Annotated in this window: 14 protein-coding genes; 7 read left to right on the top strand and 7 right to left on the bottom strand. The window is 68.4% G+C overall.

The features are described from left to right. Positions 1–25: 25 nt before the first annotated feature. Together VXM69_RS26995 and VXM69_RS26990 are read right to left on the bottom strand one after the other, a co-directional pair. Positions 26–178 (bottom strand): hypothetical protein, encoded by a 153-nt coding sequence (locus tag VXM69_RS26995; RefSeq protein ID WP_006476208.1) that lies wholly within the window; start codon positions 176–178, stop codon positions 26–28. 117 nt (positions 179–295) lie between these two features. Next, positions 296–1,237 (bottom strand): LysR family transcriptional regulator, encoded by a 942-nt coding sequence (locus tag VXM69_RS26990; protein WP_034191161.1) that lies wholly within the window; start codon positions 1,235–1,237, stop codon positions 296–298. Positions 1,238–1,394: 157 nt separating this feature from the next. Between VXM69_RS26990 and VXM69_RS26985 the strand changes: the two genes are divergently transcribed. Genes VXM69_RS26985 through VXM69_RS26970 form a run of 4 tightly spaced genes read left to right on the top strand, consistent with a single transcriptional unit; the run spans position 1,395 to position 6,301 of the window. Beyond that, a complete protein-coding gene (locus tag VXM69_RS26985) occupies positions 1,395–2,993 on the top strand; it encodes an efflux transporter outer membrane subunit (protein ID WP_082744657.1) in 1,599 nt (532 codons plus the stop codon). A 15-nt stretch (positions 2,994–3,008) separates the two neighbouring features. Beyond that, positions 3,009–5,213: an FUSC family protein gene (locus VXM69_RS26980; RefSeq protein ID WP_367189532.1), complete on the top strand. Its 2,205-nt coding sequence runs from the start codon at positions 3,009–3,011 to the stop codon at positions 5,211–5,213. Continuing rightward, entirely contained in the window at positions 5,210–5,413 is a 204-nt protein-coding gene (locus VXM69_RS26975; RefSeq protein WP_011351756.1) for a DUF1656 domain-containing protein, read from the top strand. Before VXM69_RS26980 ends, VXM69_RS26975 begins: the two co-directional genes overlap by 4 nt. A 12-nt stretch (positions 5,414–5,425) precedes the next feature. Continuing rightward, positions 5,426–6,301 carry an HlyD family secretion protein gene (locus VXM69_RS26970; protein ID WP_014897260.1) on the top strand — a complete coding sequence of 292 codons (876 nt, stop codon included), beginning with the start codon at positions 5,426–5,428 and terminating at the stop codon, positions 6,299–6,301. Between the two features lie 21 nt (positions 6,302–6,322). Here the strand turns inward: VXM69_RS26970 and VXM69_RS26965 are convergent, their stop codons facing one another. Further along, the gene (locus VXM69_RS26965; protein WP_034191164.1) at positions 6,323–7,996 is read right to left on the bottom strand and encodes a methyl-accepting chemotaxis protein; all 1,674 of its coding nucleotides are present in this window, start codon (positions 7,994–7,996) and stop codon (positions 6,323–6,325) included. Positions 7,997–8,399: 403 nt separating this feature from the next. On the opposite strand from VXM69_RS26965, the gene VXM69_RS26960 reads away from it, so the two are divergent. Beyond that, positions 8,400–9,638 (top strand): MFS transporter, encoded by a 1,239-nt coding sequence (locus tag VXM69_RS26960; protein ID WP_034191165.1) that lies wholly within the window; start codon positions 8,400–8,402, stop codon positions 9,636–9,638. Positions 9,639–9,704: 66 nt separating this feature from the next. Here VXM69_RS26960 and VXM69_RS26955 read toward each other — a convergent pair whose 3' ends face one another. Together VXM69_RS26955 and VXM69_RS26950 are read right to left on the bottom strand one after the other, a co-directional pair. Beyond that, positions 9,705–10,499 carry a 5'-methylthioadenosine/adenosylhomocysteine nucleosidase gene (locus tag VXM69_RS26955; protein WP_367189530.1) on the bottom strand — a complete coding sequence of 265 codons (795 nt, stop codon included), beginning with the start codon at positions 10,497–10,499 and terminating at the stop codon, positions 9,705–9,707. Next, positions 10,499–12,862, bottom strand: coding sequence for a UvrD-helicase domain-containing protein (locus VXM69_RS26950; RefSeq protein WP_175028008.1), 2,364 nt, complete (start codon positions 12,860–12,862; stop codon positions 10,499–10,501). Before VXM69_RS26950 ends, VXM69_RS26955 begins: the two co-directional genes overlap by 1 nt. A 213-nt stretch (positions 12,863–13,075) precedes the next feature. Between VXM69_RS26950 and VXM69_RS26945 the strand changes: the two genes are divergently transcribed. Continuing rightward, a complete protein-coding gene (locus VXM69_RS26945; RefSeq protein ID WP_367189529.1) occupies positions 13,076–15,943 on the top strand; it encodes a valine--tRNA ligase in 2,868 nt (955 codons plus the stop codon). 87 nt (positions 15,944–16,030) lie between these two features. Beyond that, positions 16,031–16,912: a UTP--glucose-1-phosphate uridylyltransferase GalU gene (galU, locus tag VXM69_RS26940; RefSeq protein ID WP_034191169.1), complete on the top strand. Its 882-nt coding sequence runs from the start codon at positions 16,031–16,033 to the stop codon at positions 16,910–16,912. A gap of 52 nt (positions 16,913–16,964) precedes the next feature. Here galU and VXM69_RS26935 read toward each other — a convergent pair whose 3' ends face one another. Next, entirely contained in the window at positions 16,965–17,579 is a 615-nt protein-coding gene (locus tag VXM69_RS26935; RefSeq protein ID WP_367189528.1) for a DUF4136 domain-containing protein, read from the bottom strand. A gap of 37 nt (positions 17,580–17,616) precedes the next feature. Continuing rightward, positions 17,617–20,004 carry a CHASE2 domain-containing protein gene (locus VXM69_RS26930; protein WP_034191171.1) on the bottom strand — a complete coding sequence of 796 codons (2,388 nt, stop codon included), beginning with the start codon at positions 20,002–20,004 and terminating at the stop codon, positions 17,617–17,619. Positions 20,005–20,008: the final 4 nt, after the last annotated feature.

The following is a 20,008-nucleotide window of genomic DNA, read 5'->3' as shown; positions in this document are numbered from 1 at the left end:
CCGCCTCCCCGCGCGTACGGCAGGATCAGCGGCCGGGGCGGCGCGGCTCGCGCACCCGTACCGGAACCGGCTTCATCTGCGCCTTCGCCTTCATCGCACGCAGCAGGTCGCGGGTCGCCGCGGCGGCAGCGGCTGCGCCCAGCAGGACGCCAAGGCCGATCATCAGGTGCGTATCCATCGCTACTCCGGGGTTGCGTATCTCGTTAATCCCTACAGTATCAAACTGTCTGACACGCGTTCGTAAAAAAATGTTGCGTGAAGGACAAATCTCGTCAGATGGCGGCCAACCGCGCCGTCATGTCGCACGCGTGTATTGCTCGAGCGCGGCCTCGTCGGCCTTGAGCGTGACCGGCAACTCGTCGCGCAGGAAATCGACCCAGGTGCGGATTTTCGCGTCGAGGTACTGGCGCGACGGGTACAGCGCGTAGATGTTCATCACGTGCGACCGGTACTCCGGCATCACGCGCACGATGTGCCCGCTGCGCAGCCAGCCGATCGCCGAATAGAGCGGCAGCCCGCCGATCCCCATCCCCTCCCGCACGGCCACCGCAAGCGCCTCGGCGACGTTCACGCGAAACGGCGGCGCCGCGATCGGGACGACCTCGTCGCCGTTCGGCCCCGCCAGCGCCCATTCGTCGAAGTGAAAACCCGGCGCGACCATCCCGAGGCACACGTGCTGCGCGAGATCGGCCGGCCGCTGCGGCACGCCATGCGCCTCGACGTAGCCGGGCGACGCACACACGACGCTGTAGCTCTCGCCGAGCCGCTGCGACACGAGCCCCGAATCGGGCAGGTCGCGGCCGACGACGATCGCCACGTCGTACCCCTCGTCGAGCAGGTCGGGCATCCGCTGCGCGAGCGTCAGCTCGACGTGCACGTCCGGATAACGCTCGCGGTAGCGCGCGATCGCCGGCACCAGGTAGTGCTGGCCGAGGCTCGTGAAGCAATGGACCTTCAGCTTGCCCGACGGGCGCGCGTGCGCGTCGCCGGCCTCGGCTTCGGCCTGGTCGACGTACGCCAGGATCTGCTCGCAGCGCTGCAGATAGCGCTCGCCGGCTTCGGTCAACGCGATCCGGCGCGTCGTGCGGTTCAGGAGACGCGTGCGCAAGTGCGCCTCGAGATCCGAGACCGCGCGCGACGCGTAGGCGGTGGTCGAATTCATCTGCTGGGCGGCCGCGGTAAAGCTTCCCGCGTCCACCACGCGGACGAACACCCGCATGTTTTGTAGCGTATCCATCCCATTACCCGTTTGAATCCGGACGGATTGTTGCACAGGGGCCAACAAATATTATCTCAGGATTCGTAAAAATGACTTGCACCGTTGTCCATTTATTCAGGAATCACTGAAAAATATAATCGCATCCGACTCATCTATATCCGAAAGGGAGAAAATCGTGCAGTCTCCGGCGACAAAAGGGACGCTCGCACTGGCGGTTCTTGCAGTCTCATTAATAATGGCCGGTTGTGCGAGCATGGGCGACAACAAGACCCAGTCCACGCGTATCGAAGCGAACACGCTCGACGCCGGCGCGGCCATCCGCGCGGCCGACCGCGACGCCGGCTGGCCCGCCGCCGACTGGTGGCGCGCGTACCGCGACCCGCAGCTCGATGCATGGATCGCCACCGCCCAGGCCGGCAATCCGACCCTCGCGGCGGCCGAGGCCCGCGTGCGCGAAGCGCAGGCGATGGCGCGCGTCGCCCGGTCGGCCGAACTGCCGCAGATCAACGGCAATCTGTCGCTGATGCGCCAGCACTGGCCGGACAACGTGTACTACGGCCCGGGCCCGCTCGCGAACACCGACACCTGGAACAATACCGGCACCCTCGGCCTGTCGTACCACCTCGACCTGTGGGGCAAGGACAAGAACGCGACCGAGCGCGCGCTCGACACCGCACATGCGACCGCCGCCGACGCGCGTGCGGCGAAGCTCGAACTCGAAGTCAACGTGGTGCGCGCGTATGTCGGCATGTCGATGAACTACGCGCTGCTCGACCTCGCGCATGAAACGTTCGAACGCCAGCGTTCGCTCGCCGATCTCGCGCGCAAGCGGCTGCAGGCGGGCCTCGGCACGCAGCTCGAAGTGAGCCAGGCGGAATCGACGCTGCCCGACTACGAGCGCCAGATCGACAGCTATGAGGAAGCGATCCAGCTCGCGCGCCACCAGCTCGCCGCCCTGGCCGGCAAGGGCCCGGGCGCCGGCGACGCGATCAAGCGGCCGCGACTGTCGCTCGATGCGCCGGCCGGGCTGCCGTCGGCGCTGCCTGCCGACCTGCTCGGCCGCCGCCCCGACGTCGTCGCGGCGCGCTGGACGGTCGATGCGCAGGCACGCGGCATCGACGTCGCGAAGGCATCGTTCTACCCGAACATCGACCTGCTCGCGACGGTCGGCGGGTTCGGCGTGACCGCGCCGTTCACCGACTTCCTGCGCGCGATGAACGGCGGCTGGACGGCCGGCCCCGCGCTGTCGCTGCCGATCTTCGAAGGCGGCCGGCTGCGTGCGCAGCTCGGCGCGGCGAACGCCGGCTACGACCAGGCGGTCGAGCGCTACAACCAGACGATCGTCGGCGCGCTCAAGGACATCGCCGACCAGGTCGTGCGGATCCGCTCGCTCGATACGCAGAAGAAGGACGCCGCGCGCTCGGTGGCGGCCAACGACCGCAGCTACCAGCTGTCGCGCGAAGGCTTCCGTCGCGGGCTGACCGATTACGTGAACGTGCTGGTCGCGCAACAGCAGTTGCTGCGCGCGCAGGAAACGGCCGCCCGCATCGACGCGGAACGCCTCGCCGCGCATGCGCAGTTGATGGCCGCGCTCGGCGGCGGCGTCGAGACGGGCGAGGATGTGCCGCACGACGAAACGCCGGCCGCCGGCACGCCGAAAAACGGCGGCACGCAAGCGCCTTCCGGCGCACCGGCCACGAAACCGTCGGCGGCCGTCGCGCGGCCCGCAACGGTCGCGACGACCGGCACGTCCGGCTCGCCGGCCGCGCGGTAACGCGGAGCAACCGCCATGTCAGCCTCCTCCCCCGCTTCCACGCCCGCCGGCGGCCCGTTCGCGGCCTGGTCCGCCGCGTTCGGCGACTGGGCCCGCACCGACGGCGCCGCGTGGCTCTATCTGTTCAAGGCGCTGCTCGCCGCGTTCATCGCGACCGGCGTGTCGATGCGGCTCGACCTGCCCGCGCCGAAAACGGCGATGACGACGGTGTTCATCGTGATGCAGCCGCAAAGCGGCGCGGTGCTCGCGAAGAGCTTCTACCGCGTCGCCGGCACGATCTTCGGGCTCATCGCGACGCTCACGTTCGTCGGGCTGTTCCCGCAGCAGCCGCAATTGTTCCTGCTGGCCGTCGCGCTGTGGGTCGCGCTGTGCACGGCCGGCGCCGCGCGCAACCGCAACTTCCGCAGCTACGGCTTCCTGCTGGCCGGCTATACGACCGCGCTGATCGGACTGCCCGCGTCGCAGCACCCGGACGGCGCGTTCATGAGCGCGATGACGCGCGTGGCCGAAATCATGGTCGGGATCGTGTCGGCCGGCGTGGTCAGCGCGCTCGTGTTTCCGCAGACCACCGGCGAACAGATGCGCACGACGGTACGCAAGCGTTTCGGCAGCTTCGTCGACTACGTTGCATCGGCGCTGTCGGGCAAGCTCGATCGCGCGCATATCGAAACCATCCATACGCGCTTCGTCGCCGACGTGGTCGGGTTCGAGGCCGCGCGCAGCATGGCCGTGTTCGAGGATCCGGACACGCGGATGCGCAGCGGCCGCCTCGCGCGGCTGAACAGCGAATTCATGAGCGCGTCGAGCCGCTTCCATGCGCTGCACCAGCTGATGAACCGGCTGCATGCGGCCGGCGCACAGGCCGCGATCGACGCGATCGAGCCGTATTTCCGCGAAATCGCGCCGCTGCTGCTGACGCACACCGGCGAACCGGTGCGCACGGCGGCCGACGCGGGCCACGCGGCCGAGCAACTGCTCGCCTGGCGCGACGCGCTGCCGCGCCGCATCCGTGCGACACGCGCGACGCTCGAAACGCAGCCGGACTTTCCGCTGCTCGACTTCGACACGGCCGCCGAGCTGCTGTACCGCTTCATCACCGACCTGCACGAGTACGCGGCCACCTACGCGTCGCTGTCGACCGCGACGCACGAGCGCGAACGCTGGATCGAGCGCTACGAGCCGCGCACCAACCTGACCGCGATGGTGATCGCGGCGATCCGCACCGCGACCGTGATCCTCGTGCTCGGCTGGTTCTGGATCGAGACCGCGTGGCCGAGCGGCGTGACGCTCACGCTGACGGCGGCGGCCACCTGCGCCCTCGCGTCGTCGACGCCGCGCCCGACCGCGATGTCCGCGCAGATGGGCATGGGCACGGCGCTCGCCGTCTGCACCGGCTTCCTGCTGACGTTCGGCATCTATCCGCACATCGACGGGTTCCCGCTGCTGTGCGTCGCGCTCGCGCCGCTGCTCGCGATCGGCATCTTCATGACGCTGAAGCCGAAGCTCGCCGGGTATGGAATGGGCTACCTGATTTTCTTCAGCTTCCTCGCCGGTCCGGACAACATCACGCACTACGATCCGACCAGCTTCATGAATGATGCGCTCGCGCTCGTGCTGTCGATGCTGGTGTCGGCGATCGCGTTCGCGGTGCTGTTCCCGCCGACCGCGCCGTGGCTGAAGAAGCGGCTGTTCGCCGACCTCCGCCACCAGGCCGTCGCGGCCGGTCATGCACGGCTCGCCGGCTTGCGCACGCGCTTCGAAAGCGGCGCGCGCGACCTGATGTACCAGGCGCACACGCTGTCGGCCGACCAGCCCGACGTGCAGCGCGATGCGCTGCGCTGGATGTTCGCGGTGCTCGAAGCCGGCAACGCGACGATCGACCTGCGCCACGAGCTGGCGACGCTGCCGCCGGACCCGCGCTATGCGCCGGCGATGCCGTGGCGCCGTGCGATCGAGACGATGCGCACCGCGCTGGCCGCGCTGTTCTCGAAGCCGAACGCCGCGCGGTTCGACGCGACGCTCACCGCGACCAATGCGGCGATCGACGCGACGCGGCAGACGCTCGATGCGTTCGAGCCGTCGCGCGAGGAGCGCCACCGGCTGCAGCGCATCCTGAGCCACCTGCATTTCGTGCGTACCGCGCTGCTCGATCCGGAATCGCCGCTCGAGCCGCTTCACCGCAACCGCCCCGTGCGTCCCCAACCAGGAGCCTCGTCATGATGCCGCGTGAAATCGCCATTCTCGATGCCTACATGCCCACGGTGGTGCTGATGTTCGTCCTGGGCGCGCTCGCGACCTGGGCCGTCGACCGCCTGCTCGCCTATACGGGCCTCTACCGCCTCGTCTGGCACCCGTCGCTGTTCCGGGCCTGCCTTCTCGTCTGCATTTGCGGCGGACTGAGTCTCGCCGTTTACCGTTGATTCCGAACCATCATGATTCTCAGAAAACTCTTCGGCTTCGTCGCGACCGCCGTCATCCTTCTCGTCGCGATCCTGATCGGGCGCTCGCTGTGGGTGCACTACATGGACGATCCGTGGACGCGCGACGGGCGCGTGCGCGCCGAGATCGTCAACGTCGCGCCGGACGTGTCGGGCGCGATCGTCGAGCTGCCCGTGCATGACAACCAGCTCGTGAAAAAAGGCGACCTGATCATGCAGATCGACCCGTCGCACTACCAGATCGCGGTCGAGCAGGCGCAGGCGGCCGTCGCCGCCCGCCGCGCGGAACTGCAGATGCGTCGCGACGACGCGGCCCGCCGCGCGGACCTCGATGCGCTCGTCGTGTCGAAGGAAAACCGCGAGAATGCCGCGCACAGCGCGTCGAGCGCCGATGCGCAGTACCAGCAGGCGATCGCCGCGCTCGACGCCGCGAAGCTCAACCTCGAGCGCACGCGCGTCGTCGCGCCGGTCGACGGCTACATCACGAACCTGCAGACGTTCAAGGGCAACTATGCGGTGGCCGGCCAGGCGAAGCTCGCGATCGTCGACAGCCACTCGTTCTGGGTCTACGGCTACTTCGAGGAAACCAAGCTGCCGCGCGTGAAGATCGGCGCGCCGGCCGAGATGCGGCTGATGAGCGGCGGCGTGATGAAGGGCCACGTCGAGAGCATCTCGCGCGGCATCTACGATCGCGACAACCCGCAAAGCCGCGACCTCGTCGCGGACGTGAACCCGACCTTCAACTGGGTGCGCCTCGCGCAGCGCGTGCCGGTACGCATCCGGATCGACGAAGTACCGGCCGACGTGGTGCTGTCGGCGGGCACGACCTGCACGGTCATCATCGATCCGGACAAGCAGAAGAAGTCGTAACCGCCGCGCGCCGCGCGGCGCTCAGGCCGCGAGGCGGAACCGCCCGACCAGCCGCTTCAATGCCTGGGCCTGCTCGTCGAGCGCGTTGGCGGCAGCGGCCGCCTGCTCGACGAGCGCCGCGTTCTGCTGCGTGCCGGCGTCCATCTGCGTGACCGCGCGGCCGATCTCGTCGATCCCGGCGCTCTGCTCGTCCGACGCCGCCGAAATCTCGCCGATGATGTCGGTCACGCGCTTGACCGCGCGCACGACGTCGCCCATCGTGCGGCCGGCGTCGTGCGCGAGCGCCGCGCCGTTCGCGACGCGCTCGACCGATGCGCCGATCAGTTCGCGGATCTCCTTCGCCGCGGTTGCCGAGCGTTGCGCGAGCAGGCGCACCTCGCCCGCGACCACCGAGAAGCCGCGCCCCTGTTCGCCGGCGCGCGCGGCCTCGACCGCCGCGTTCAGCGCCAGGATGTTGGTCTGGAACGCGATCCCCTCTATCGTGCCGATGATGTCGCGAATGTTCTTCGCGCTGTCGTCGATCTCGCTCATCGTCGCGACCACGCGCCCGACGACTTCCCCGCCCGTTTCCGCCACCGACGACGCATTGGCCGCGAGCGCGCTCGCCTGCCGCGCGTTCTCGGCGTTCTGCCGCACGGTCGACGTGAGCTGCTCCATGCTGGCCGCGGTGCGCTCGAGCGCGACGGCCTGCTGTTCGGTGCGCCGCGACAGGTCGAGGTTGCCGGTCGAAATCTCGCCGGACGCGGCCGCGATGGCCTCGGCGCTGACGGCGATCTCGCCGACGGTCGCCGCAAGCCCCGTCTGCATGTCGGCCAGCGCGCGCACCATGCTGTCGCGATCGTGCCGGCCGAGCGTGATCGGTCGCGTGAGGTCGCCGCGCGCGATGTCCGCGGCGATCGCCTTCGCGTGCGCGGGCTCGCCGCCGAGCTGCGATGCGAGGCGCCGCACGACGCGCTCGGCGATCACGATCGCGAGCACGATCAGCGCGGCCGTCATCGCGGCGATCATCGCGAACGACGACGAGAAGATCGTGGCCGACGCATCGAGCGTCGCCTTCGACTTCTCGCCGCGCGTCTTCACGAGGTCGGCGACGAGTTTCTCGAGCTTGCCGGTCTCGACCAGCAGCGATACGTCCTGCGTGCCGACCTGCCAGTTCATCTGCGACAGGTCGAGCGGCTGCGCGCGCACGAGCGTGACGAAATCACGCAAATGCGTGCTCCACGTGCCGACGGCCGTCGAGAATGCGCGCAGCCGCGCCGAATCGTCGGCATCGGCCGGATCCGCGTAGCGCTGCAGCGTGCCGAGCGCCTGGCCGATCGACGCGAGCCCCGCACCGACGTCGGCGCCGAGGTCGTCGCGCTCCTTCGCGGTGGTGGCGGTCAGCAGCATCTTCTGTGCGCGGCTCGCGCGCAGCACCTCGGCCCGAACCTCCTGCGCCGCGCGGCTCGCGACGTGCCCCTGCTCGTAGACCGACGCGATCGACGCGTTCAGGCGGCTGATCTGCCACAGCGAAAACACGCCGATCACGAGCGTGCCGGCCAGCAGGATCGCGAATGCGGCGCGCAACGTCGCCTTGACGGTCCACGGCCGGCGCTCACGCCGCGCCGCATGCGCGCGTCGTGCGGCGCGACCGGCGGCAACGTCGGGTGCGGCGGCCGCCGCACCGGGCTGTGGATGCAAAGATGCTGCTTTCATCGAACTATCCCCGTATGGATCACGCAGCCGGAAAGGTCGGTCCCGGCATTCCCGCGATGGCTGGCCATGCCGCGCGTCCCGAGCCCGCCCGACGGGTAGCCGGTGCCGGGCGCCAAGCGCGCCTGTTGTCGTTACGTCGTTCTACGGCTGCCACCGCCGTTTCTTGAGTCCGATGAAACACCGACCGGACTCGCGCCCCCGCCGACGGAGCGAGCGCGCCGCCTGCGTTATACCCGGCCAAAAAAGCGGATACCGGCCGATCCATCGGACGAATGTCCGAATCACGACAAAACTTGGCAGGACATTCTCGATGCGCCAAATTACACTTCTTTGACGCAACAACGATTGAAAACGCGCCGATTCCCATCAGAGCGCGCCCGTCACCTCAACTCGCTCAGCTCACATGGAAACCAGCCTCGACACGGGAACCGCCGGCGCAGCCGCCGCCCAGCCGTCCGCCCCGCCCGCGCCGCGCACCGTCTACCCGGTGCTCGGCGCGATCAGCTTCTCGCACATGCTCAACGACATGATCCAGTCGTTGATCCTCGCGATCTATCCGATGCTCAAGAGCCAGTTCGCGCTGTCGTTCGCGCAGATCGGCCTGATCACGCTCACCTACCAGATCACCGCGTCGCTGCTGCAGCCGCTCGTCGGCCTCTATACCGACAAGCGTCCGAAACCGTATTCGTTGCCGGTCGGCATGGGCTTCACGCTCGCCGGGCTGCTGCTGATGTCGGTCGCATCGAGTTTCCCGATGCTGCTGGTGGCCGCGGCGCTGGTCGGCTGCGGCTCGTCGGTGTTCCATCCGGAGTCGTCGCGGGTCGCGCGGATGGCGTCGGGCGGCCAGCACGGGCTCGCGCAGTCGGTGTTCCAGGTCGGCGGCAACGCGGGCTCGGCGCTCGGGCCGCTGCTCGCCGCGCTCGTGATCATCCCGCACGGCCAGCACAGCATCGCGTGGTTCTCGGCCGCCGCGCTCGTCGCGATGATCGTGCTCACGCAGATCGGCCACTGGTACAAGAAGCATCCGTCGATGAAGAAGAAGGCCGTGTCGGCCGGCCATCCGACGCTGTCGCGCGGCCGCGTGATGGGTGCGATCGGCGTGCTGGTGCTGCTCGTGTTCTCGAAGTACTTCTACCTCGCGAGCATCAACAGCTATTTCACGTTCTACCTGATCGACAAGTTCCACCTGTCGGTGCAGGCCGCGCAGATCCACCTGTTCGTGTTCCTCGCGGCCGTGGCGGCCGGCACGCTGATCGGCGGGCCCGTCGGCGACCGGATCGGCCGCAAGTACGTGATCTGGGTATCGATCCTCGGCGTCGCGCCGTTCACGATGCTGCTGCCGTACGCGAACCTGTTCTGGACGAGCGTGCTGACCGTGATCATCGGCGTCGTGCTGGCGTCGGCGTTCGCCGCGATCCTCGTCTACGCGACCGAACTGATGCCCGGCAAGGTCGGCATGGTCGCGGGCCTGTTCTTCGGCTTCGCGTTCGGGCTCGGCGGCGTCGGCGCGGCGGTGCTCGGCCAGCTCGCCGACGCGACGAGCATCCCGTTCGTCTACAAGGTGTGCTCGTTCCTGCCGCTGATCGGCGTGCTGACGGTATTCCTGCCGAATCTCGAAAGCAGCCGGCGCAAGCAGGCGTGACGCGCCGGCCGCGGCGTGCGCGCCGCGGCCGGTCAACCGGCTCGAAGGGGCAATACGACGGCGGCTTCAGGCCGCCGTCGTCGCATGCAGCGTCAGGAAACGCTTGAGGATGCCGGACGAATAGCTGCTCGCGATCGCCGACAGGAAGTGCGAGAACGACTGCGTCGCGTGATCGTCGGCCGTGTCGGAGATCGTGCGCACGAGCGCGAACGGCACGTCGTGTTCCGCGCACACCTGCGCGATCGCGGCGCCTTCCATTTCGACCGCGAGCGCGTCCGGCAGCGCGTCGCGCAGCGCGACGACCTCGCGCTCGCTCGACACGAAGCGGTCGCCGCTGATGACGAGCCCCGCGTGCAGCGCCGCGCCGGCGAGCCCGAAGCGCTCGGCGAACCGCGCGCCCTCGTCCGCGACGAACAGCGTGCAGGCGTCGCGCAGGCGCGCCGTCAGCGCCGCGTCGGTCGCGAAGCGCGTGATGCCGAGCAGCGGCACCTCGTAACGCGGAAAGAGCGGCGACGCGTCGAGATCGTGCTGCAGCAACGTATCGGCCACGACGACGTCGCCGACCCGCACCGTGCGCGACACGCCGCCCGCGACGCCGGTGAACACGACGCCCGACACGCCGAACACGTGGATCAGCGCGCTGACCGTCGCGGCGGCCGCGACCTTGCCGACCCGCGCGAGCGTGACGACGCAGGCCGCGCCGTGCACGGTGCCGACGTGATAGTCGCGGCGCCCGAGCGTGACCGTCTTCATCGCGCCCTCGGCGCGCATCGCGGCGATCAGGTCGCCGAGCTCCTCGGGCAGCGCGGCGAGAATGCCGAGCGGGCGAGCCGAAGGCGTGAACGCTCCGTCGATGCCCATCACTCCACCGCCTGCAGTTTCGCGACCGCGAGCGCGAGCCATTTCTCGCCATGCCGCTTGAACTTCACCTGCGCCTTCGCGTCGGTGCCGTTGCCTTCGAGCGCGGTGACGGTGCCTTCGCCGAACTTGGTATGAAACACCTGCTGGCCGACCCGGAAGCCGGTGTCGGCTGCGCGCTGCTTGTTCGCGAACGCGGGCAGCGGCGCGGATACGGCCGCGTCGACGATCTGCTCGCGGCTGCCGCCGCCCGGCCGCGCGAACCAGTCGCGCCCGTACCCGGCGTTGTCCGAACGCCCGCCCCAGCGCGAGCCGGCCTCGACCTTCGGCGTCAACCACTTCAGCACGTGCTCCGGCAGTTCGTCGAAGAAGCGCGAGCGCACGTTGTAGCGGGTCTGGCCATGCAGCATCCGGCTCTGCGCGAACGACAGGTAGAGGCGCTCCTTCGCGCGCGTGATCGCGACGTACATCAGCCGGCGCTCTTCCTCGAGGCCGTCGGATTCGAGCACGCTGTTCTCGTGCGGGAACAGCCCTTCCTCGAGACCCGTGATGAACACGGCCGAGAATTCGAGCCCTTTCGCCGCGTGCACCGTCATCAGCTGCACGGCGTCCTGGCCGGCCTGCGCCTGGTTGTCGCCGGCCTCCAGCGATGCATGCGACAGGAAGCCCGCGAGCGGCGTCATCGTGTCGGGGTTCTGCGCCGGGTCGGCGGGCGATGCGGGATCGAGCACGTCGAGCGCCGGATCGTCCGTCGCGGCGCCGAGCTCGGGCGCCGCGATCGCGCCCGCGCGCAGCGGGATCGAGCGGGCCGGCGTGTCGAGCCCGTAACCTTCCTCGGCGATGAACGCGGTGGCCGCGTTCACGAGTTCCTGCAAGTTCTCGAGGCGGTCCTGGCCTTCGCGCTCGCCCTGGTAGAAATCGGCGAGACCGCTGGCGCGCACGATGTGCTCGACGGTGTCGGGCAGGTTCATGTGCTGCGTATCGGCGCGCATCTTCGCGATCAGGTTCGCGAACCCGCCGAGGCTCGTGCCGGCCTTGCCCGTCACGTACGGAATCGCGGCGGCCATCGAGCAGCCGTACAGGCGCGCGGCGTCGGCGAGCTGCTCGACCGAGCGCGCGCCGATCCCGCGGGTCGGGAAGTTCACGACGCGCGCGAACGCGGTGTCGTCGTTCGGGTTGTCGATCAGGCGCAGGTAGGCGAGCGCGTGCTTCACTTCCTGCCGCTCGAAGAAGCGCAGGCCGCCGTACACGCGGTACGGGATGCCCGACGACATCAGCGTGTGCTCGATCGAGCGCGACTGCGCGTTGCTGCGGTACAGGACGGCCACTTCGCTGCGCGCCATCCCGGTGTTGATCAGCGAGCGGATCTCCTCGACGATCCAGCCGGCTTCCTGCGAATCGGTGCTCGCCTCGTACACGCGCACGGGCTCGCCGTGGCCGGCGTCGGTACGCAGGTTCTTGCCGAGGCGGTGCGCGTTGTTCGAGATCAGCTGGTTCGCCGCGTCGAGGATGTTGCCGTGCGACCGGTAGTTCTGCTCGAGCTTGATCAGGTTGCGCACGCGGAATTCGTCTTCGAAGTCGCGCATGTTGCCGACGTTCGCGCCGCGGAACGCGTAGATCGACTGGTCGTCGTCGCCGACCGCGAAGATCGCGTTCTCGCCGCCCGCGAGCATCTTGAGCCACGCGTACTGCAGCTTGTTGGTGTCCTGGAACTCGTCGACGAGGATGTGCCGGAAGCGCGCCTGGTAGTGCGCGCGCAACGGCGCGTTGTACGCGAGCAGCTCGTAGCAGCGCAGCAGCAGCTCGGGGAAATCGACGACGCCCTCGCGCTGGCACTGCTGGTCGTACGCCTGGTACAGCTCGACGAACTTGCGGTTGAAGTTGTCGGTCGCGTCGACCTTGTCGGGGCGCAGCCCCTGCTCCTTCGCGTTGTTGATGAAGTACTGGACGTTCTTCGGCGGATACTTTTCGTCGTCGACGTTCGCGGCCTTCATCAGCCGCTTGATCGCGGACAGCTGGTCGGCCGTGTCGAGGATCTGGAACGTCTGCGGCAGGCCGGCGTCGCGCCAGTGCGTGCGCAGCATCCGGTTGCACAGGCCGTGGAACGTGCCGATCCACATCCCGCGCGTGTCGATCGGCATCATCGCCGACAGGCGCGCCATCATCTCGCGCGCGGCCTTGTTCGTGAAGGTGACGGCGAGCACGGTGGGCGGCGATGCGTAGCCCTGCTGGATCAGCCACGCGATGCGCGTGATCAGCACGCGGGTCTTGCCGCTGCCCGCCCCTGCAAGGATCAGCGCCGGTTCGTTCGGCAACGTGACGGCGGCGAGTTGTTCGGGGTTCAGATTGGCGAGCAGATCGGGCATGGAGCGGCAGCTGACGGGCAAGAAAAATGCGGACCCGACATTATAAGTCGGCCGCGCGATGCCGTTCCCGATCCGTTCGGCCGCATGTTGCGCACGCGTGGCGGGCCTGTCGCGACGGGCCCGTGCGGGCAAGGCGATGGCTGGGCGATGGGCATCCATTTATAATTGTCGGATTCGGCATCCAATTCACGCATTTTTCGGCAGATTTCCAACATGAGCGACAACACGCTTGCGAAGAGCTTCGAGCCCCATACCATCGAGTCCCAATGGGGGCCGGAGTGGGAGAAACGCGGTTATGCCGCCCCGGCATTCGATCCGTCCCGCCCCGATTTCGCGATCCAGTTGCCGCCGCCGAACGTGACGGGCACGCTGCACATGGGCCACGCGTTCAACCAGACGATCATGGACGGCCTCGCCCGCTACCACCGGATGCTCGGCGAGAACACGCTGTGGGTGCCCGGCACCGACCACGCGGGGATCGCCACGCAGATCGTCGTCGAGCGCCAGCTCGACGCGCAGGGCGTCTCGCGCCACGATCTCGGCCGCGAGCAGTTCGTCGAGCGCGTGTGGGAATGGAAGGAAAAATCCGGTTCGACGATCACGGGCCAGGTGCGCCGCCTCGGCGCGTCGACCGACTGGTCGCGCGAGTACTTCACGATGGACGACAAGATGTCGGCCGCCGTGCGCGACGTGTTCGTCACGCTCTACGAACAGGGCCTGATCTACCGCGGCAAGCGCCTCGTCAACTGGGATCCGGTGCTGCTCACCGCCGTGTCGGATCTCGAAGTCGCGAGCGAAGAGGAAAACGGCCACCTGTGGCACATCCGCTACCCGCTCGTCGACGGCTCGGGCTCGCTGACGGTCGCCACCACGCGCCCCGAGACGATGCTCGGCGACGTCGCGCTGATGGTCCATCCGGAAGACGAGCGTTATGCGCACCTGATCGGCAAGCTCGTCACGCTGCCGCTGACGGGCCGCGAGATCCCGGTGATCGCCGACGACTACGTCGACCGCGCGTTCGGCACGGGCGTCGTGAAGGTCACGCCCGCGCACGATTTCAACGACTACCAGGTCGGCCTGCGCCACCACCTCGCGCCGATCGAGATCCTGACGCTCGACGCGAAGATCAACGACAACGGCCCCGAGCAGTATCGCGGCCTCGACCGCTTCGACGCGCGCAAGGCGATCGTCGCGGACCTCGACGCGCAGGGCTTCCTCGATTCCGTGAAGCCGCACAAGCTGATGGTGCCGCGCGGCGACCGCACGGGCGTCGTGATCGAGCCGATGCTGACCGACCAGTGGTTCGTCGCGATGACGAAGCCGGCGCCGGAAGGCACGTTCAACCCGGGCAAGTCGATCACCGAAACGTCGCTTGACGTGGTGCGCAACGGCCAGATCAAGTTCGTGCCGGAAAACTGGACGACCACCTACTACCAGTGGCTCGAGAACATCCAGGACTGGTGCATCTCGCGCCAGCTGTGGTGGGGCCACCAGATTCCCGCGTGGTACGGCGAGAACGGCGAGGTGTTCGTCGCGCGCAACGAGGAAGAAGCGCGCGCGCAGGCCGCCGCGAAGGGTTATGCGGGCGCGCTGAAGCGCGACGAGGACGTGCTCGACACGTGGTTCTCGTCGGCGCTCGTGCCGTTCTCGTCGCTCGGCTGGCCGAACGAAACGCCCGAACTGCAGCACTTCCTGCCGTCGTCGGTGCTCGTCACGGGCTTCGACATCATCTTCTTCTGGGTCGCCCGGATGGTGATGATGACCACGCACTTCACCGGCAAGGTGCCGTTCCATACCGTCTACGTGCACGGCCTCGTGCGCGACGCGGAAGGCCAGAAGATGTCGAAGAGCAAGGGCAACACGCTCGACCCGATCGACATCGTCGACGGCATCGACCTCGAGACGCTGGTCGCGAAGCGCACGACGGGCCTGATGAACCCGAAGCAGGCCGCGACGATCGAGAAGAAGACCCGCAAGGAGTTCCCGGACGGCATCGCCGCGTTCGGCACCGACGCGCTGCGCTTCACGATGGCGTCGATGGCCACGCTCGGCCGCAACGTGAACTTCGACCTCGCGCGCTGCGAAGGCTACCGCAACTTCTGCAACAAGCTGTGGAACGCGACGCGCTTCGTGCTGATGAACTGCGAAGGCCACGACTGCGGCACCGACAAGCCGGAAGTGTGCGGCGCGGGCGACTGCGGCCCCGGCGGCTACCTCGACTTCTCGGCGGCCGACCGCTGGATCGTGTCGCTGCTGCAGCGTACCGAGGCCGACATTGCGAAGGGTTTCGCCGATTACCGCTTCGACAACATCGCCAGCAGCATCTACAAGTTCGTGTGGGACGAGTACTGCGACTGGTATCTCGAACTCGCGAAGGTGCAGATCCAGAACGGCACGCCGGAACAGCAGCGCGCGACGCGCCGCACGCTGCTGCGCGTGCTGGAAACGGTGCTGCGCCTCGCGCACCCGGTCATCCCGTTCATCACCGAGGCGCTCTGGCAGAAGGTCGCGCCGCTCGCCGGCCGTTATCCGCAGGGCAAGGCCGAGGGCGAAGCGTCGCTGATGACGCAGGCGTATCCGCTGGCGAACCTGCAGAAGATCGACGAGGCGTCCGAGCAATGGGCGGCCGACCTGAAGGCGATCGTCGACGCCTGCCGCAACCTGCGCGGCGAGATGAACCTGTCGCCGGCGACCAAGGTGCCGCTGCTGGCTGCCGGCGACGCCGAACGCCTGCGCTCGTTCGCGCCGTACGTCCAGGCGCTCGCGCGCCTGTCGGACGTGCAGATCCTCGCGGACGAAGCGACGCTCGACAAGGAAGCGCACGGCGCCCCGATCGCGATCGTCGGCCCGAACAAGCTGGTGCTGAAGGTGGAAATCGACGTCGCGGCCGAACGCGAGCGCCTGTCGAAGGAAATCGTGCGCCTGACGGGCGAGATCGCGAAGTGCAACGCGAAGCTCGGCAACGAGGCCTTCGTCGCGAAAGCGCCGCCGGCCGTGGTCGAACAGGAGCAGAAGCGGGTCGCGGAATTCCAGAGCACGCTCGAAAAGCTGCGCGCGCAGCTCGATCGGTTGCCTGCGTAACAAACGGTAAGGTCGTTTGCGTTCACTATAATGCGAACGTGAACATAAGCCGTCTGACAAGTCGATTACAGGAATAAAGGTTCGATCATGTTGAAAGTCACCAAGGCAGTATTCCCCGTCGCCGGCCTCGGCACGCGGTTCCTGCCGGCAACGAAGGCGAGCCCGAAGGAAATGCTGCCGGTTGTCGACAAGCCGCTGATCCAGTACGCGGTGGAGGAAGCGATCGCCGCGGGCATCACCGAGATGATCTTCGTCACCGGACGCAGCAAGCGCGCGATCGAGGATCACTTCGACAAGTCGTACGAGGTCGAGGCCGAACTCGAGGCGCGCGGCAAGGAAAAGCTGCTCGAGCTCGTGCGCAGCATCAAGCCGAGCCATGTCGACTGCTTCTACGTGCGCCAGCCGGAAGCGCTCGGTCTGGGCCACGCGGTGCTGTGCGCGGAGAAGCTGGTCGCGGACAACCCGTTCGCGGTGATCCTGGCCGACGACCTGCTCGACGGCAACCCGCCGGTGATGAAGCAGATGGTCGATGTGTTCGACCACTATCACAGCTCGGTGATCGGCGTGGAAGAGATCCCGCCGTCGGAAACGAAGTCGTACGGCATCGTCGACGGCAAGGAGTGGGAAGAGTCGATCGTCAAGATGTCGGCGATCGTCGAGAAACCGGCGCCGGAAGTCGCGCCGTCGAACCTCGGCGTGGTCGGCCGCTACATCCTGAAGCCGCGGATCTTCGAGCACCTGCGCGCGCTGAAGCCGGGCGCGGGCGGCGAACTGCAGCTCACCGACGCGATCCAGGCGTTGCTCGCCGACGAACAGGTGCTGGCCTACAAGTACCAGGGCACGCGCTACGACTGCGGCAGCAAGCTCGGCTACCTGAAGGCGACGGTCGAATTCGCGCTGCGCCACCCGGAAGTCGGCACCGAGTTCGACGCGTACTTGCGCACGCGCGGCATGCAACCGGCCGCCTGACCGCGGCAAGGGCTCGCCACGGCGAGCCCGCCCTCACCTCGCCGGCCGGCGCTCAGCGCGTGTCGGCCGGCTTCACCGAGACGACGCCCGGCATCCCGCCCGCGTCGTCTTTTTTCGTCTTGACGAGCCAGCCGCTGCCGTCGTCGAACGGCAGCTTCGCCAGCGCGCTCTTCACGAGCGCCGGCGCGGCCTGCTGCGTGCCGGGATCGCGATCGCGCAGCGCGGCCGATACGCGGTACACGTCGGCCCCCGAGCGCGCGTCGACGAAACGCAGCGTGAGCACGTGGCGATACACGGTGCCCATGAACGGCAGCGCGAACGGCGCCGGCCCGTCGACCGTCACGCACGCGCTGCTCGCGGCACCGCACCGGTCGGCGCTTGCCGCGACCGACGCCGGCTGCGTCGCGTACGCGATCGACAGCCGGTAGCGCGCGTCCTTGAGCGGCCGCGCATCGAAGCCGCGGCGCGCGAGTTCGTCGCGCACGAGCGTCTCGATCTGCCGGTATTCGGTGTCGCCCGCCTGCGCGGCCGTCCGCACGAAATCGTAGCCGTGCGCACCGGATGCAAACGCGTTCGGCTGCCCGACCGTACTCACGCCGCTCGTCACGCCGGCGCAACCCGTCAACAGCGACGCCGCCAGTGCGGTCGCTGCCCATTCCTTTCTCATGGCTTTCCCCAAATACCTGCCGTCGTGCCCGGCCCTGTCAGGCGGACGGCTCGTCGATCGCGGGCAGCGACACCGTCACCGCGGTGCCGACACCCACTTCGCTGTCGACCGACACGCTGCCCCCATGGCGCGTGACGACCGTCTTCACGAACGCCATGCCGAGCCCGGAACCCGAGATCTCGGGCCGCTCGCCGGCATGGAATCGCTTGAAACGCTCGAACAGATGCCGCTGATCTTCCGGCGCAATGCCGTACCCCTGATCGCGAATCGTACAGAACATCCGCTTCGATGCGTGCTCGACCGTCAGCGTACACGTGATTACGGTGTCGGACGGACTGTATTTGACCGCGTTGTTCAGCAGGTTCACGAAGGCGCGCGTGATCAGCGAGCGGTCGGCGCGCACCCAGCACATGTCGGTGCCGACCTCGGTGTCGATGCGGATGTGCTTCGCCTGCGCCTGCGGCCACACCTCGTCGCTCGCGTCGATCAGCACGTCGACGAGACTCGTCACCTCGAACTGGTACGCCTGCGACTCGGCGCGCGCCAACTGCACGAACTCGTCGGCGAGCGACAGCGCGCGGTGCGCATAACGCTCGATCCGCGCGAGCAGCCCGCGCATCGCGTCGCTGTCGACGCGGTCGCGCTCGATCTCGACGAGCGCGAGGATCGACGCCTGCGGCGAGCGCATGTCGTGCGACAGCAGGTGCAGCGCTTCCTCGCGATGCCGCTCGGCCGCGTGCAGCTCGGTCACGTCGACGAGGCCGGCGATCCAGCCCGTCACGCGGCCCTGCGCGTTCGTACAGGCCGCGTAGCGCAACAGATGGTCGAGGCCGTCGCGATCGCGCACCTCGATGCCGCGCGCCATCGCGTCATGCTCGGCCTCGAGCGTCGGGTCGAGCGCGGCCGGCCAGTGCTCGCGGATCGCCGCGTCGTGCTCGGCGTTGCCGTCGACGGTCTTCATGAAGGTCAGCTCGCCGAGCGCGGTGCGCAGCGGCCGCCCTTCCGGCAGCGGCAGCGACAACCGCGACCCGTAGCGCTTCGCCGCGTGGTTCGCGATCAGCACGGTGCCGGCGAGGTCGGTCACGAAGATCGGCTCGGGCATGCTGTCGAGGCTGTCCCACACGAAGCGCTTCATGTCCTGCACACGCTGCGCGGCCTGCGCCATCAGCGCCATCTGCCGCTCGAGCACGTCGCCGCCGACGCTGCGCGTGCGCGGCGCCTCGGGCAGCAGGTGCGGCTCGTCGGCGAGCCGCTGCAGCTCGCGGCGCAGGTACGACATCGTCATTTCCAGGCGCCGCCAGTTCCAGATCGGGTAGACGGCGATCAGCCCGAAGATCGCCGGCGCCGGCGTCAGCCAGATGCGCGCCTCGAACAGCAGCGCCAGGCTCGCAACCGCGGCAAGCGCGGCGAGACTCATCGTCAGCAACAGCGCGCGCCACGGCGACAGCATCAGGAAACCGCCGAGCAGCGCGGCAAGCGGCAGCAGCGACGCGGCGAACAACCCCACGCGCGACGCGGGCGAGATCGCACTGCCGGTCGCCAGCATGTCGAGCACGTTCGCATGGATGTACACACCGGCCAGCGGGCCGAACTCGCCGGACACGGGTGTCGCGAAGCGGTCGTACAGCCCGGACGCCGTCACGCCGACGACGACGATCTTGCCGCGCAGCGCATCGGGTTTCACGCGCCCTTCGAGCACGTCGTCGAACGACAGCGTCGGATACGCCGGCGTGTTGCGACTGAACGGGATCAGATAGCGGCCCTCGCCGGCCGCATCGCGCGACAGGTCGTGCGCGTTCGCGCCCGGCACGCCGCCGACCGGATGCAGCCGGCCGGCCTGGATCGCGCGGTACACGGGCACCATCAGTTGCGGCCAGCGCACGCGGCCGTCGCTTTCGAACAGCGCCACGCTGCGCACGATGCCGTCGCGATCGACTTCGAGATTGATGTGACCGAGCCCCGTCGCGCGCGCCGCGAGCGCGGCGACCGGCGGATCGACGCTGCGCGTGCCGTCCGCTTGCTCCGGGCTCAGCAGCACGGGCAGGAAGGTCGGCACGCGGCTCATCGCGTCCGCGAACGCGCGATCCTCCGGCGACGGTTCGGTGAACAGCACGTCGTAGACGACGGCGGCCGGCTGCGCGCGCGCCAGCGTGTCGAGCAGCCGCGCATGCACGTTGCGCGACCACGGCCAGCGACCGAGCGCGGACACGCTCTGGTTGTCGATGTCGACGACGACGACGTCGGGCGACAACGGCAGGCTGCGCAGCATCAGCATCCGGTCGTAGATCAGCCCGTCGACGCTCGACGACAGGCGGCCGAGCGCGCACGCGAGGATCACCGCGATCCCGAGGCAGCCGATCGCGATCCATTCGATGAGGAAGCGGCGGCCGAGGCGCCGCCGCGGGGACACGGAATCGGGTTTCATGCGC

The sequence above is a fragment of the Burkholderia sp. Ed8 genome, from assembly GCF_040761425.1.
GTDB classification, from domain to species: Bacteria; Pseudomonadota; Gammaproteobacteria; order Burkholderiales; family Burkholderiaceae; genus Burkholderia; species Burkholderia seminalis.
This window is presented reverse-complemented; position numbering and strand designations above follow the sequence as displayed.